Origin of the sequence: Tunturiibacter lichenicola (assembly GCF_051013355.1) — a bacterium.
Lineage (GTDB): Bacteria > Acidobacteriota > Terriglobia > Terriglobales > Acidobacteriaceae > Edaphobacter > Edaphobacter lichenicola_F.
Genome location: NZ_CP132944.1, coordinates 3,878,986 through 3,893,332, shown reverse-complemented (window position 1 = coordinate 3,893,332; position 14,347 = coordinate 3,878,986). Strand labels below are relative to the sequence as shown.

Annotated in this window: 15 protein-coding genes; 3 read left to right on the top strand and 12 right to left on the bottom strand. The window is 58.4% G+C overall.

Annotation, left to right across the window (positions count from 1 at the left end):
- Nucleotides 1-41: 41 nt before the first annotated feature.
- The 6 genes from RBB82_RS16410 to RBB82_RS16385 all read right to left on the bottom strand — a co-directional run bounded on the left by RBB82_RS16410 (nt 42) and on the right by RBB82_RS16385 (nt 4,420).
- The gene (locus tag RBB82_RS16410; RefSeq protein ID WP_433971826.1) at nt 42-530 is read right to left on the bottom strand and encodes a hypothetical protein; all 489 of its coding nucleotides are present in this window, start codon (nt 528-530) and stop codon (nt 42-44) included.
- 116 nt (nt 531-646) lie between these two features.
- Nucleotides 647-1,723, bottom strand: coding sequence for an MBL fold metallo-hydrolase (locus tag RBB82_RS16405; protein ID WP_433971825.1), 1,077 nt, complete (start codon nt 1,721-1,723; stop codon nt 647-649).
- Nucleotides 1,724-1,807: 84 nt separating this feature from the next.
- A complete protein-coding gene (locus tag RBB82_RS16400) occupies nt 1,808-2,047 on the bottom strand; it encodes a hypothetical protein (protein ID WP_433971824.1) in 240 nt (79 codons plus the stop codon).
- A 15-nt stretch (nt 2,048-2,062) separates the two neighbouring features.
- The gene (locus RBB82_RS16395) at nt 2,063-2,518 is read right to left on the bottom strand and encodes a MaoC family dehydratase (RefSeq protein ID WP_260734572.1); all 456 of its coding nucleotides are present in this window, start codon (nt 2,516-2,518) and stop codon (nt 2,063-2,065) included.
- A gap of 98 nt (nt 2,519-2,616) precedes the next feature.
- The gene (locus RBB82_RS16390; protein ID WP_433971823.1) at nt 2,617-3,477 is read right to left on the bottom strand and encodes a 3-hydroxybutyryl-CoA dehydrogenase; all 861 of its coding nucleotides are present in this window, start codon (nt 3,475-3,477) and stop codon (nt 2,617-2,619) included.
- Between the two features lie 52 nt (nt 3,478-3,529).
- The gene (locus RBB82_RS16385) at nt 3,530-4,420 is read right to left on the bottom strand and encodes a PP2C family protein-serine/threonine phosphatase (protein WP_433971822.1); all 891 of its coding nucleotides are present in this window, start codon (nt 4,418-4,420) and stop codon (nt 3,530-3,532) included.
- Nucleotides 4,421-4,475: 55 nt separating this feature from the next.
- On the opposite strand from RBB82_RS16385, the gene RBB82_RS16380 reads away from it, so the two are divergent.
- Nucleotides 4,476-5,375 carry a DNA-methyltransferase gene (locus RBB82_RS16380; RefSeq protein ID WP_433971821.1) on the top strand — a complete coding sequence of 300 codons (900 nt, stop codon included), beginning with the start codon at nt 4,476-4,478 and terminating at the stop codon, nt 5,373-5,375.
- On the opposite strand, the gene RBB82_RS16375 is transcribed toward RBB82_RS16380, so the two are convergent.
- The 3 genes from RBB82_RS16375 to RBB82_RS16365 form a co-directional block, all read right to left on the bottom strand.
- A complete protein-coding gene (locus RBB82_RS16375) occupies nt 5,338-5,874 on the bottom strand; it encodes a zinc-ribbon domain-containing protein (RefSeq protein ID WP_433971820.1) in 537 nt (178 codons plus the stop codon). The two genes, RBB82_RS16380 and RBB82_RS16375, sit on opposite strands and share 38 nt — an antisense overlap.
- 224 nt (nt 5,875-6,098) lie before the next feature.
- Nucleotides 6,099-6,647 (bottom strand): hypothetical protein, encoded by a 549-nt coding sequence (locus RBB82_RS16370; RefSeq protein ID WP_433971819.1) that lies wholly within the window; start codon nt 6,645-6,647, stop codon nt 6,099-6,101.
- Nucleotides 6,644-6,907, bottom strand: coding sequence for a hypothetical protein (locus tag RBB82_RS16365; RefSeq protein ID WP_433971818.1), 264 nt, complete (start codon nt 6,905-6,907; stop codon nt 6,644-6,646). Before RBB82_RS16365 ends, RBB82_RS16370 begins: the two co-directional genes overlap by 4 nt.
- A gap of 240 nt (nt 6,908-7,147) precedes the next feature.
- Between RBB82_RS16365 and RBB82_RS16360 the strand changes: the two genes are divergently transcribed.
- Nucleotides 7,148-9,634: a TIM-barrel domain-containing protein gene (locus tag RBB82_RS16360; RefSeq protein WP_433971817.1), complete on the top strand. Its 2,487-nt coding sequence runs from the start codon at nt 7,148-7,150 to the stop codon at nt 9,632-9,634.
- 123 nt (nt 9,635-9,757) lie between these two features.
- Entirely contained in the window at nt 9,758-10,699 is a 942-nt protein-coding gene (gene fdhD / locus RBB82_RS16355) for a formate dehydrogenase accessory sulfurtransferase FdhD (protein ID WP_433971816.1), read from the top strand.
- Between the two features lie 67 nt (nt 10,700-10,766).
- Here fdhD and RBB82_RS16350 read toward each other — a convergent pair whose 3' ends face one another.
- From RBB82_RS16350 to RBB82_RS16340, 3 genes are read right to left on the bottom strand one after another with little or no spacing between them, the layout of a single operon-like run.
- Nucleotides 10,767-12,341 carry a Do family serine endopeptidase gene (locus tag RBB82_RS16350; protein WP_433971815.1) on the bottom strand — a complete coding sequence of 525 codons (1,575 nt, stop codon included), beginning with the start codon at nt 12,339-12,341 and terminating at the stop codon, nt 10,767-10,769.
- A 45-nt stretch (nt 12,342-12,386) separates the two neighbouring features.
- Nucleotides 12,387-13,778 carry a M56 family metallopeptidase gene (locus RBB82_RS16345; protein WP_433971814.1) on the bottom strand — a complete coding sequence of 464 codons (1,392 nt, stop codon included), beginning with the start codon at nt 13,776-13,778 and terminating at the stop codon, nt 12,387-12,389.
- Entirely contained in the window at nt 13,778-14,179 is a 402-nt protein-coding gene (locus RBB82_RS16340) for a BlaI/MecI/CopY family transcriptional regulator (RefSeq protein ID WP_433971813.1), read from the bottom strand. The genes RBB82_RS16345 and RBB82_RS16340 overlap by 1 nt, the downstream gene beginning before the upstream one ends.
- Nucleotides 14,180-14,347: the final 168 nt, after the last annotated feature.

Below are 14,347 nucleotides of genomic sequence, written 5' to 3'. Positions count from 1 at the left end.
GCTACAAATACCGCTAGTAGCTACGCATCAATCCGCTACAATCAGGCTGCATTTTTGGTAAAGCGGTCGCGGAGATCAGCGGGGATACGCTCCTGCACGATGCTGCCGATAAAACCGGGGAGCGGCGTCGCGACGGCAACGAGAACCCAGAGAAGGGTCGAGAAGACAAGGCCGGCTATCGCTACTGCTTCGAGCGAAATAGCGACGGCGTGAGCCTGATTCAGGTGCAGCCGTACGGTGTTGATGTGGGTGACGAGCTCAACCCTTCGAATGACGACTGCAGCCAGCAGAAAGGCGACGATGGAGAGCGTGCTGACACTAATCAGGAGAACGTCGATGGTGCGGGCGATGCGCTGGCGGCGACGGCAATGGCCACAATCTGAGAGATGCTGATCGTAGTCGGTTCGCATCGCTGGGGACAGGCCCGAGATGTCATAACGCCAGCCGGAGAGAATGTCCCCTACCACCTGATCGATGCAAGCAGTGGTGTTGTTTCGGCTCGGCGGAAATGCTAACGCTGTTTTTTTCATTAGTTTGTAGTCACCATTCTATCTTGTTTGATACTGCCAAGAAAAGAAAGGATTCATTGAAGAGTAACGATTTGGACACTAGAAACAACCTGCTGCAAATCAATAACTTACACGACCTATAGAGCTATCGGATCGAGTGGAATCGACTGTCCTGCGAGCAAAATCCGGTTACCGAGCAGAGTGGGGTGGTTACCAAGGGCCTTTTCAGCGGAAAGGCGAGCAAGTTCAGGTGCGTTGTTGGACTCGGAGAGGTGGCCAAGGATGATCCAGGATGCTCCGCCGTCGTAGTCCTTTTCGAGCCACTCAGCAGTGGCATCGTTGGACAGATGACCGACGCGCGACAGAACCCGCTGTTTGACCGACCAGGGGTAAGGACCGTCGCGAAGCATCTCGAGGTCGTGGTTGGATTCAAGGAGAAGGACATCGATGCGCTTCAGTGCCGCCTTGACGTTGGGAGGCATATAGCCGAGGTCGGTCGCAAGCGCCATTCGTATGCCCTCGGACTCGAAGACGAAGCCGCAGGGGTCAGCGGCATCATGCGGAATGGTGAAGGGGGTAATCTCGATGTCGCCGATTGAAAACTGAGTGCCGGAGTGAAAGTACTCGACGGCTGGGAGCTGCGTCGGGTCGGACTTCTGCGCAGGTTCGGCTGCCGTTTGGGCTCCGGAGCACTCTGCTTCGGGGGCGCAAAGATCCTCTTCGTCGGGGTCAACGGGAAGCTCGAGTGTGGCGTTAGGATCGTCGGATCGATTCAGTGCGGCTGCCTCGGCAGAGATGCTGGCGATAGCCTCTGCCTGCGCCGCAATCTGGGAGGCGAGGCCAGCAGCCGTGGTACTCGCAGCGATCGTGGCGGCACGAGCCTCTTTTTCGCGCTGCACGTGATCGAGCCACTTCGCGTAGGTCATCGTCGTGCGCGGGGTGAGCATGCGAACCCAGGCGCGGTGAGTCGGCTCCGTGAAGAAGACAGGAATCTTGAGGCGGCGAGCCAGCACGGCGAGCCCGGCGATGTGATCCTGATGCTCGTGCGTGATGAGGATGGCGTCGAGCTTGCCGGGATCCTCGCCGGCGATAGCCATGCGCTTTAGAAGTTCGCGGCAGGACAGCCCAGCGTCCACCAGAACGCGGGTGCGAGAGCTGGAGATGACGGTGCTATTGCCTTTGGAGCCGGAGGCGAGCACTGTCATACGCATCATTCGGTAAGAATACGCCGATTGGTTGTGGGTATGTGGGCGAGGTAACTAAGTTGATTCGTCGTGCAGTCGATTAAGCGCGCTTGATTACGATTCGAGGCGATGCACGGCAGCGATGTCTGCTAACAGGGTCGAGTGGCCGCCGCCTCCTATCGGGACGAATCTGCCGTCCGCATCAGGCTCGACCTTGAGGTAGAAGACGTCTGGGGTCTCCTCTCCCTCAAAGACGAAGAGAATCTGGGCGAGAAACCGCTCGCCCTCCGTGGTCTCCAGTGTGACGACCATGTCGATGCTTGATTTGAGCAGAGCAAGATGCTCGTCGGTCATATGCGTTCCTGCTTCTCAGGCCTTCGGTTTTACCGGCGCCAGAAAGTTGACAGTCGAACGCATGACCACCTGGTCGCGCTGATTGTAGGCAAGCGTTCGCGTGCGAACCACGCCATACTCTTTCCGGGAGTTGGATTGGCGCACACCGACGACTTCGATCTCAGTACGAAGCGAATCACCAGGCCGGACAGGTTCGGTCCATCGCATCTCCTCGACGCCCGCGCCGATCATGCCGCCCGCAACCGTGATCGATTGCACGCGCAGACGCATGACGATAGCAGCGGTAAGCCAGCCAGAGGCAGCGAGACCCTTGAAGAAGGAGTTTTCACCGGCAGCTTCGTCCAGGTGAAAGGGCTGCGGGTCGTATTTGCTACCGAATTCCTTGATCTCTTCGGCGGTCACCTTAGCCTGACCGATGGAATGAAACTTCTGGCCAACGTAAAAGTCTTCGAAGTAAAACTCGTGGGGCATGTCTTCTCCTGTTTCTCCAATTAGATGCTTCTCACAGCTTCAGGCTTCTTCGTCTCTTCAGTGTAGGGCCCGGTGGGCTGGTCGTGTCTATGTCGTAACTATGGTGACGGATACGTGTAGAAGCCGCGGCCGGATTTGCGGCCCAGCCAGCCCGCGTCGACCATGCGCACCAGCAGCGGACAAGGATTATATTTCGGACTACCGAGGCCGTCGGCGAGGACGCGCATAATGTCGGCGCAGACATCGAGGCCGATAAAGTCCGCCAGCGTCAGCGGCCCCATCGGATGCGCCATGCCAAGCATGAAGACCTGATCGACAGCCTCAGCTGTCGCGACTCCCTCCATCACAGCGTAGATGGCCTCGTTGATCAGCGGCATCAGGACGCGATTCGAGATGAAACCGGCGGCGTCGTTGACCTCGACGGGCTTTTTGCCGAGTTCAACCGAAAGCGCATGGACAACTTCGAAGGTGGCCTGCGAGGTTTGCAGGCCGCGGATCACCTCGACGAGCTGCATCACCGGAACCGGGTTGAAAAAGTGCATGCCGATGACCTTCTCCGGACGCTTCGTCACCGCGGCGAGCCTGGTGATGGAGATGGAGCTGGTATTCGACGCGAGGATCGCATCGGCCGGCAGAATACGGTCGAGATCGCGAAAGATCTCCGCCTTGATGACGAATTTTTCTGTCGCCGCTTCGATTGCGAGGCTGCAACTGCCGAGAGCTTCGCGGTCGAGCGTAGGCGCGATGCGGGCTCTCGCATCGTCGGCCTGCTGCTGAGTCAGTTTGTTCTTCGTAACCTCGCGAGCGAGATTCTTTTCAATGGTGGCGAGGCCGCGGTCGAGGAACGGCTGCTGCAGGTCGTAAAGGATGACGTTGAAGCCGGAGCGGGCACACACATGCGCGATGCCGTTGCCCATCGTGCCGGCGCCGAGAATTGCAATCGTTTTCGTATCGGACATAAAGGTGTTTCGGACGACTTTGCAGTGTAGCAGTTTGGAGGCTGATGGCGAATCACACGCGGCTGATGTCTGGTGCAACGCCGACCAGTAGCACGGTGATGTTGTCATTGCCTCCGTTACGGTTTGCAGCCGTAATCAGCGCTTCGCACGCAGTGGTGAGTGCCGCTGTTGACAGCGATTTGGGAATCGCCGCAAGTATCTCCACAATCTCTCCGTCGGTGACCTCGTGGGTCAGTCCATCGGAGGCAAGCAGATACAAATCGTTCGGCCGTGGGTGGTGGCTTTGAATCTCCGGCTCGACTGTGGCCTGTGAGCCGATGGCGCGCGTGATCAAATTCCGCATGGGCGACTCTGCCGCCTGCTCCTGAGTGATCTGGCCGGCACGCACCTGTTCTTCGACGAGGGAATGGTCGGAGGTAAGCTGCTCAAGCCTGCTTCGGCGATAACGGTAGCAGCGGCTGTCGCCCACGTGGCCGAGCCAGAGCGTCGGAGGATCGGTAACGCGAGAGTTGGTGTGGTTCGTCGGAGAGCGGCCGGGCGCGGAAGGCTTCCCGTTGCTACCCTTCACAAGAGGTGCGTGGAGCAGACCCACCAGCGTAGTTCCCATCCCAGCGAACTGCCGCGACTGCCTGGACTGCTGGTAGACAGCGTGATTCGCGGCCTGAATTGCAGCGCTGAGACGAGCGTGCGGCTTCAATTGCGCTTCGCCCTGCGGCGGGGAGCTCAGGACAGCGAGAAAGGTATCGGCGGCAAGATTGCTGGCGATCTCGCCGGCCGCCGCTCCGCCCATGCCATCGCAGACCACAAACGCCCCAATCTCGGGTGCGGCCGCGCAGGTATCTTCGTTGCCATGGCGTACACGGCCGCGATGGGTAAGCATGGCGTAGATAAGGTGGTTCGCCGACATGATCGTTGAGGTTACAGCCCGAAGAGAAAGATACACGCTGACGCCTCAGAGTCCAAGGGTACGTTAGTGTTAGGAGCTGGAGATACGTGGAATGAACCGGATCGTGCACGGGGACAACCTCAGCGTTTTGCAGGGCCTGGAGGCGGAATCGGTAGAGCTGATCTACGTCGATCCGCCGTTCAACACCGGCAAGCGGCAGAGCAGAAAACAGATGAAGACCATCCGCGATGAGGCAGGCGACCGAGTCGGCTTTGGTGGACGACGCTACCGCACGGAGGTGTTGGCGCAGCAGCCGGCTGGAACAGGCTACGGAGACAGCTTCGACGACTTTCTGGGATTTCTGCGGCCGCGCCTGCTCGAAGCGCATCGCGTGCTCGCCCCGGCCGGCTCTCTGTTCTTCCATATCGACTATCGCGAGGTGCACTACTGCAAGGTGATGCTCGATGAGATCTTCGGCCGGGAGTGCTTCCAGAACGAGATCATTTGGGCCTACGACTATGGTGCCCGCGCCACCAAACGATGGCCGGCCAAGCACGACAACATCCTCTGGTACACGAAGGACCCGAAGCGATACACCTTCAACCTCAACGAGAGCGATCGAATACCCTACATGGCCCCCGGACTCGTGGGCGCGGCGAAGGCAGCGCGCGGCAAGACTCCGACCGATGTGTGGTGGCACACCATCGTCTCGCCAACCGGCAAGGAGAAGACCGGATACGCCACGCAGAAACCGCTTGGAATTCTCGAACGCATCGTGCGGGTGCACTCGAATCCCGGGGAGAGGGTGCTGGATTTTTTTGCAGGCAGTGGAACGACCGGCGTGGCCGCAGCCAGGCATGGCCGCAGCTTCGTGATGGTGGATGAGAGTGCGGCAGCAGTTGCCGTGATGGAGAAGCGGCTTGCGCATTATGCCCCTCGGCACGAGCGCGTAACTGCAGCCAAACGCAAAAAGACTAGCCGCGCGCCTGCTTCTCGGCGAAGTCCCCAATGACTGGCAGCTTGTACCACTCGCCTTTGGCGGCCTTCAAGATGATAAAGAGCCAGACAAGAAAGATTCCTACCCCGATCGCGAGGTGAACCAGCCCGAACAAGAAGACAATCCCCGGAATAAAGTGCACCGCAATCTCCATGATCGTAACGACCATCTGAATGAGAAACGCCATGACACCAAGCCCGATCGACTGCCAGGAATGGAAGCGGACCAGTGGCATCTTGTTATACGGCTCGAGCACAAGGAAGATGATCGCCGGAATAATCGTGAGATAGGCAATCGCAGCAGCACCATTTTCAGAGAGCCCAGCTCCGGTAGCCGGGGGTGACCCGGCAGCATACGCAGGTGGAACGGTGGAGTAGGCAGGCGGCGCATTCGTGTAGTTCGGCGGGGGCGGAAAGCCTGCGCTTGCTGCTCCACCGGATGCAAGGGGAGCGCCACATTGACTGCAGAAGGCGCTCTGAGGCGAGACTTCGTTGTGGCAGGCGGGACACTGCATGACATCACTCCTGAGAGAAAAATTAAGCATACATGCACACGCGCGTGCGCTAACTACAGCTCGGCAGGTTGCGTCTCGCGTGAAGTGCTACCCAGCATACCTCAGTACCTGAGCAGGTCAACCCTTCCACCGACAAAAAACGCTGCATACAGATTTGTCTTCGCCATTTCAGCAATCAGGTGTTTCATCGCCAGCCAGAACTGAGTCGCGAGAGGCCTCTCCCGTTAGCGCTCGCTCTTCCGTTCAGCGGCAAGACAGTGTTCGATAGCCTGTTGCCACTCCGGTCCATTCTCGCCATCGCGCTTGCCCATAGCGAGCACATCCTCATTCGCCTCCGCATGGAGCGCTGTCCGAATATAAGTCACCTCAACCTTTGTGGTCGACGAAGTCAGCGCGGAAAGCCGCACATCAACGGTGAACACGAGCGTATCTGGAACGAACGACACATACTGCATTCGACCGCCCGCCTGATCGAAGAGAGTATTCACCCACACGCTCGAATGCGGACCATGCTGCACCGTGAACACCGCTCCCTCAACATCCTTTGCCGGCTGAGGATACAAAAACACCGGGTTCCAGTGGTCTCCTGCCCAGCACCGCTCCCCCTCTGGGCCAAAAAAAGCCGATGCACGGCTCAACGAAGCAGGCACTGCGAAATGAAAGCTATTGCTGACATGTGCGAGTGGCGAGTCTGTCTGGGCTGTTGCGGCAGTCTCTCCAGCGCCAACACTTCCGGCAGCGAGTCCAACCGCAAGTAAGATCGTCGATTTCATCTACGCTCCTTCAGGTGATGGCTATCTGCCGCACGAAGCGTCAAGCCATATATCTTTTTGAACTGGTCGATCTCCTTCAGCGTCTGTGCGGAGAAGGCGGACTTGCCTTCGAAGGCGTGAAGCACGATTCCTTCCAGAAGATCACCGAGACTCATGTCTTTCAGCTCAGCGACAGCTTTCAGAACTTTGATCAGCCGCTTCTCCATGCGAACGCCCGTTTGTATCCGCTCAATCTCGACAGTATTTTTCGTCTCTGGCATATTTACCAATGTACCACGGTAATAAACTGAACTCTGCCCAAATTAGTATCGGCCAATGACTCGCGGCCACTTAGATACCTTGGCCATTGCGCAAGTTCCCTCTCGTCGCAGACAGCCGGTACTATGTTAGTTTTCTGTTGAGAACAAATGACCCGACTCAGATCATCGCCGCGTTCTGGCGATGCTGGTAACCGACTCATCTGCAGGTTTGTCTCTGCGCGATTTTGAAAGGATCTTCCGATGCGACGCTCCGTCTTCACCTCCCTGCTGATTGGTTCGCTGACCCTGTGTTCTTTATCGATAGCCGAGGCTCAAACGACCAAACTGCCTGCGTCGGCCCACACGCCAAACGGACTCGAACTGTCGAGTGGCACGCTGACGATCCGCGTTGACGCTCTCCGCCCCGACGTGCTGCGGGTGCGAGTCTTCCCTGCCGGTCATCCAGCCGAAGACGCTTCGTGGGCCGTATTGCCTGCGGCACGCAATGCGCGTGTTGCCGTGACGCCCGAGGTCAACGGCTTTAGCACACCTGCGTTGCGAGTGACCGTGTCACCAAACCTCCAGCTGAAGGTAACGGACCTCGCAGGCAACCCACTGCAGAATGACGCGCTACCCGTCGCATGGAGCTCTGACGGCTTCAAGGTGACGAAGGCCAAGACGGATGATGATCACTACTTTGGACTCGGTGACAAACCCGGTCCGCTGGATCGCGCTGGCGAGGCATTCGTCATGTGGAACACCGACAACTTCGGATGGCAGGAGTCCACCGATCCAATCTATAAGTCGATCCCTTTCTTGATTCAGATGAGGTCGGGGCGAGCACTGGGCGTGCTCTTCGACAACACCTTCCGAACGTTCTTCGACTTTGGCCGCGAGCGTACCGACCGGATGACCTTCAGTGCGCCTGGCGGCCCGTTGGACTACTACCTCCTCTACGGCCCCGAGCCGAAACAGGTGCTCAACGAATACGCATGGCTGACGGGGCCGACACCACTGCCGCCCCTGTGGACGCTAGGCTACCAACAGTCGCGCTACACCTACTATCCGCAAACCCAGGTGGAAGAGATCGCAGCGCGCCTTCGTGCAGACAAGATTCCAGCCGATGCAATCTATCTGGACATCGACTATCAATACAAGAACCGCCCATTCACGGTGGATACCGAAGCGTATCCAGATTTTAAAGGGATGATTCGCAAACTTACCGCCCAGCACCTGCACACGGTGCTCATCACCGACCTTCATATCGCCAATCTGCCGAACCAGGGCTATGCACCGTACGACAGTGGCAGCGCCGGTAATCACTTCGTGAAAGAAAAGGGTCAGAACTATGTAGGCCCAGTCTGGCCGGGCCCATCAGTATTTCCCGACTTTACGCGACAGCAGACGCGGGCCTGGTGGGGAACGCTGTACAAGGAGTTTGTGCAGGACGGCGTATCCGGATTCTGGAACGATATGAACGAGCCCGCAGTCTTTCGCTACCCAACAAAGACGATGCCAGACGACGTGGAGCATCGCATCGATGAGCCCGGCTTCGTCAAACGCACCGCGATGCACCCGGAGATTCACAACTTCTATGGAATGGAAAACTCCCGTGCAACGTGGGACGGTCTGCTGGCGCTGAAGCCGAATGAGCGGCCGTTTGTACTTACGCGCGCAAGTTACGCAGGAGGCCAGCGCTACGCAGCAACGTGGACCGGCGACAATCTTGCGACGTGGAATCATCTGCGACAGACCACTCCGCAGATCCTCAACCTCGGGTTGAGCGGATTTGCGATGACCGGAGCGGATGTAGGCGGATTCGGCGGCTCGCCCTCTCCCGACTTACTCACGAAGTGGATCATGCTGGCAGCGTTTCAACCAATCGATCGCAATCATGCAGCAAAGGGCACACGAACGCACGAGGTGTGGGTGGATGGGCCCGAACAGGAGGCGATCCGCAAGCGCTATATCGAAGAGCGATATCAGCTCCTACCCTACCTGTACACGACGGCGGAGCAGACCTCTCGCGATGGCGTGCCCATTGTGCGGCCACTTTTCGTCGAATACCCGCACGCAACCAGCGACGGCCACCCGCTGGACCTCGATGCCGATGGGGAGTTCTTCTTCGGCCCCTCCATCCTTGTAGCCGCGTCGCCGCTGCCGGATGATGTGGCACCGTATGAGTTACATTTGCCGTCGGGCATCTGGTATGACTATTGGACGGGTGCGAAGCTGGACCGGCGAGGCCCCGCCACCGCACGGGACCTGGAGATTCGCGACACCGCACCTGCGTTACAGCCGGTGATGCTGCATCCGGGGCTCGGTGATCTACCGGTCTACGTTCGTGCCGGAGCAATCGTGCCGATGCAACCCCTCGTTCAGTCGACAGACGAGATACCAAACGGCCCGCTGACCCTCCGTGTCTTTGCGCCAGCTGCGGGCGAGAGCTGCGGCGGCGATCTTTACACCGACGACGGCAGCAGCTATGACTTTCGCAACGGCGCCTATCTGCGACTGCATATAACCTGCAGCATCGATGCGAGCGGTGCACTGACAGTGAGCATTCCGCAACGCGAAGGCAACTTCAAGCCGTGGTGGAGCACGCTGCGAATCGAAGCTGTCGGATTTGTGCCGGCTCGCTCACAAGCTACTGTCGAAGGCCGCACGACTGCACTCGAAAAAACCAAGTTAGGTTGGGCCGCAACGGTTGCCGATACCGGCAAAGCTCAAACAGTTATTCTGCAATAGACCTGTGCGGAGCGCGCCAACCCCAATGGCCGCACCGAACAAATAGTGCCTCACTTCGTAGGGGATCAAAGCGGAGGGCCGGCCCTCATCATTTAAGCTCTCCACAGAGGCATCAGAGCGCTCATGAAGAGTCCCTCACCCAATCTCGTCTCAGAACTCGCCCCACCGGCAAACCGCTCATCCCATGAAGTGACGATCGAGAAGGTGATTGGGCACAGCTTTCGTCGCGTGCAGGACACGTTAGCCGTTGAAGAGCCGCTCGAGATTCAGTTGGCTCACGGGGCCATCGGTGCAAGATCGGTCAAGTCCATCTCTGTAACCATGCGCACTCCTGGCGACGACTTCGACCTCGCGGCGGGCTTCCTCATGACCGAAGGCGTCGTGCGCGATTCAAACGACATAGAGCAGATTGTCTACGCAGCGAGCAGCATCGGAGAGGCTTCACGTGAGAGCGAAGAGACACACAGCGCGCTTCCCTATCAGCCAGGAAAAAATGTCGTACGCGTAGAGCTGGCTCCCGACGTCGTGGTGAGCCTCGCAAATCTTGAGCGTAACTTCTACACCACCTCCAGCTGCGGCATCTGTGGTAAAGCTTCTCTACTGGCGCTCCAAACCGTCTGCCCGCCACGCAGAAAAAACATATTCCAGATCGAAGCCGACACTCTCACCAGACTTCCCGATCGTCTGCGAGAAGCCCAAAGCCTCTTCAACCTGACGGGCGGCATCCACGGTGCCGGCCTCTTCAATTCAGAAGGCGAGCTACTCGGAGTCAAGGAAGATGTCGGCCGTCACAACGCAGTCGACAAGCTCCTCGGCGCGGAGTTTCTCGCAGACCGCACCCCATTGCGCCAAGCTCTGCTCCTGCTCTCCGGACGCGCCAGCTTCGAACTCCTCCAGAAAGCTCTCATGGGCGGAGTCTCGATGGTCGCCTGTGTTGGTGCTCCATCGAGCCTTGCCGTGCAGGTTGCGATCGACTTCGACATTATTCTGGTCGGGTTCCTTCGCGACAATCACTTCAACATCTACCACGGTGCAAAACACATTCTCGGACATTCTGCGGATTGAAGTAAAACCGCAAGCAAAAAAAATGGCCGCCGCGAGATGAATCGCAGCGGCCCAAGCGCACTTCAACTTACATACCGCTCTGATTACCCGCATCGGGGTGTATCACGCGGTAGCTCGCTCCCCCCTGTGACCACACAAGAAGCAGCAAATCCTTCCCCGCCGGGTTCGCATGAGCCTCGTTCACAAACTGTTCAGCCGAAACGACTGGATGACGATTCACCTCCAGGATCACATCTCCCGGAGCGAGGCTCGCCTCGTCCGCAGGACTTGCAGGGCGCACGCTCTGTATCGCAACGCCCTTCATCTCCGATGGAATATGCAACTGCTGGCGCACATCAGGAGTCAGTTCAGCCACAGCAAGCCCAAGCTTGCCCTTCTGCGGGCCGGCAGAGTCGCCATTCGAAGCCACCTCTGCATCCTTGTGGAACTCGCCAACCTTTAGAGTCAAAGTTTGTGGAGAGCCGTTGCGAAGAATGCCCAACGTGATCTGCGTGCCCGGAGTATCCTCGCTCACAGCAACCTGTAGCGCACCGCCGTTCACCACCTTCTGTCCGTTCAGTTCGTCGATGACGTCACCGCTCTTCAAGCCTGCCTGGCTCGCTGGCGAATCAGGCGTCACCTGCGCAACGATCGCACCGGTCGCCTCCTTCAAATTGAAGAAGCTCGCATTCTCAGGCGTCACATCGTTCATGCTGATCCCGAGATAACCATGGTGGACGCTGCCCGTCTTAATCAACTGCTCTGTCGTCGCCCGCACAATCTGCGACGGAATCGCAAAACCAGCTCCGGCAAACGAACCACTATTCGAGATGATGAATGTGTTGATACCCACCAGCTCGCCACGGGCATTCACCAACGCACCACCCGAGTTACCCGGATTGATCGCAGCATCGGTCTGGATGTATCCGCCCGGTTTCCGCGGATCGTCACGATAAGGATTCGGGCGATCTACAGCGCTCACAATTCCGCGCGTCACAGAGAACTGGAAGTAGCCGAACGGGCTGCCGAACGCCAACACCGTCTGACCGGGCTTCAACTTCGTCGAGTCACCCCACGCGATGCTGGGCAGATCCTTCGCATCCACCTTGATTACCGCAAGGTCGGTCAGCTTATCCACGCCGATCAACTTCGCATTCATCACACGCCGGTCATGCAGCGTCACTTTGATCTGCACGGCTCCATCGACGACGTGATTGTTCGTCACGATATAACCATCGGGAGAGATGATGATCCCGCTGCCGATTCCATGCTCGATCTGCGGCTGCTGCGGTCTCTGCATTCCTTGAGGTCCCTGTCCAAAGAACTGCGCAAAGCCCGGAGGCAACCCCTGAATCTGACCCTGGCCCCCTTCCTGCCCTTGCTCCTGCTCTTCGCCGACCTCGTGCTCCGAAGAACCACGCGACGTCACAGCGACGTTGACCACCGCTGGCGTGACGCGTGCCGCAACTGCCTCCACGGCGCTGTCCAACGCCACCAGCGACGACACACTGTTGTCGTCCATCGGCGCAGGCGACGCCATCGCTGCATGAACGCCGTTGTGATGGAAGAACATCCCCGCAGTCAGCACCAGAGCCACCGCAGCACCTGCAGGAACGGCAAGCCGCCCCGCCTTACCTACTAATTTATTAGTTTCAAACGACATGGTCGATCCTCACAAATGGTTAGAACAACGGTTGGAGTTGCGTGTTTAAAGTTGAATTACCAGCCAGCCGTCCGGAGTAGGCACAGCTGCATACGAAGAAGAAACTTCAGGCTCACTCGACACCGTGAGCATCATCCTTGCCCTCGCCGACCCATCCCATGCAGTCAGTACAACCCATCTCCGCAGCTGTTGCGGTCCTTGCACCATCGCTCGATTCTGTTTCGCTCGCATCAGAATCGGTTTTGGTGCGCTGCGATGAGCTTTGGCAGCAACTCGCTTCGTGGGCGGCAACGCTCGATGAGATGAATCCACCGGCATCGAAGCTTTCAGCAGGGTCTCATGGGGCGCTCCCGATACTGAAGAGGCAACAGCAGGATGAAATACCACATCCTGATATCCCGCAGACGGATAGCCCGCAGACGGCAGACTCTGCACCGCAGCTTGCTGAGCGACAGCACCGCCGGAAAAAGAGACGAACTGCGGGCATCGCGAAAGCCCAGCTGCTCCGCCAATCAAACCAAGCGTCACAACACTCATCACCGCATACGCCCGCGTCCTGCTCATTCCTTCCGTCCAACTCAGAATCCTGTGCACTCGCCGTGACAGCTCCGACCGCCGCTCCCACGCTCCCAACGAGAGCGCCGCAGCCCTCCGTCCAAGCCGTTCCTCAGCCAGACTCGTCAGGCACGTTGCATAGGCCTTCGGCGCCTTTGTCAGCCGCAGAACATCGTCATCGCAAGCCAGCTCCCGCTCGAAGCAGAGCCGCTTCTCGATCCACAACAAGGCTGGATTCAGCGGCACCAGCACCAGGCTTACCTTCTGCAGCAGGTTGATCCAATCGTCATGTCTTCGCAGGTGCCCAACCTCATGCAGCACAATCTGCTTCAATTCAGCGGCTGTAACTCGTTCGAATACCTCGCGAGGAATCAGAATCCGTGGCGAGAAAAACCCGATCACGCTAGGCCGATCGACATCCGTTGATGTGCAAAGCGTCACCCCACGAGATCCAGCCAGGGCCAGCGCTGCTTCGCAACCAGAACCAGGACCAGCCTCAACCGGCGTTGCTCTCTTCCAGACCCAACGCAGTTGCACCCCGCCGACAACAAGCTTCACCGCCCGCACCAGCGAAGCCACAACCCACAGCGCCGCAATGGCAAAGCTCCATCGCGGATCCACCTGCACGATCGCGCCATGCCCAGCCATCTCGCTGCCAGCGCGGAATCCATAGGCATGCAACAGCGGCAACACCACAAGAATCGCAAACACCACCGTCCACAACGCAAACCGGATCGCCGCCGTCGTCTTAGGCACCAGTCGCAGACAGATCCCTACCCCCGCCGCCAGCACGGCGCCCTGCCAAATCCCCGAAACTACCGAAGACGCCGCCATTCGCGACAGACCTTCCACATCGTGCAAGAGGCTCAGATCCATCGCCATTACAGTTCGTCCCCCGCACGGTCATCCGCCGCCGCAGCAATCGCCTCTTTCAGACGCTGCAACTCCTCCGGAGTCACCTCGTCATCACCCAGCAACGAGAGCAGCAGCCGCTCACGAGAGTTTCCAAAAAAACGATGCATCATATGACGAACCTCAGACCGGCTCGCCTCCTGCTCAGCGACGCAGGGACTGTACAAAAACGCCCTGCCCTCCTGCCGGTGCCGCACATAGCCCTTTTGCTCCAGGATCCGAATCGTCGTCAGCACCGAGTTATAGGCCAGCGCTTCCCCATCCGGCATCGCCGAGACAAGCTCCCCGACAGCCGACTCGCCGCGGCTCCACAGCAGCTTCATGAGCCGTAACTCAGCCTCTGTCAACGTGATGGACTTCTTCGGCGGCATCAATCATCCTCGCAGGCTCTCCCCCGGCAGAGGTTTCAGAGAGTCGTCCTAATCAAAAGACGACCAACTAATCGATTAGTTAGCAACGAAATCTGAAAAACTTCGCTCCCGGATGGCGATCCCGCCCAATGACGCCAGTTCAACCATCGCCGCATCAAAGCTTCATGC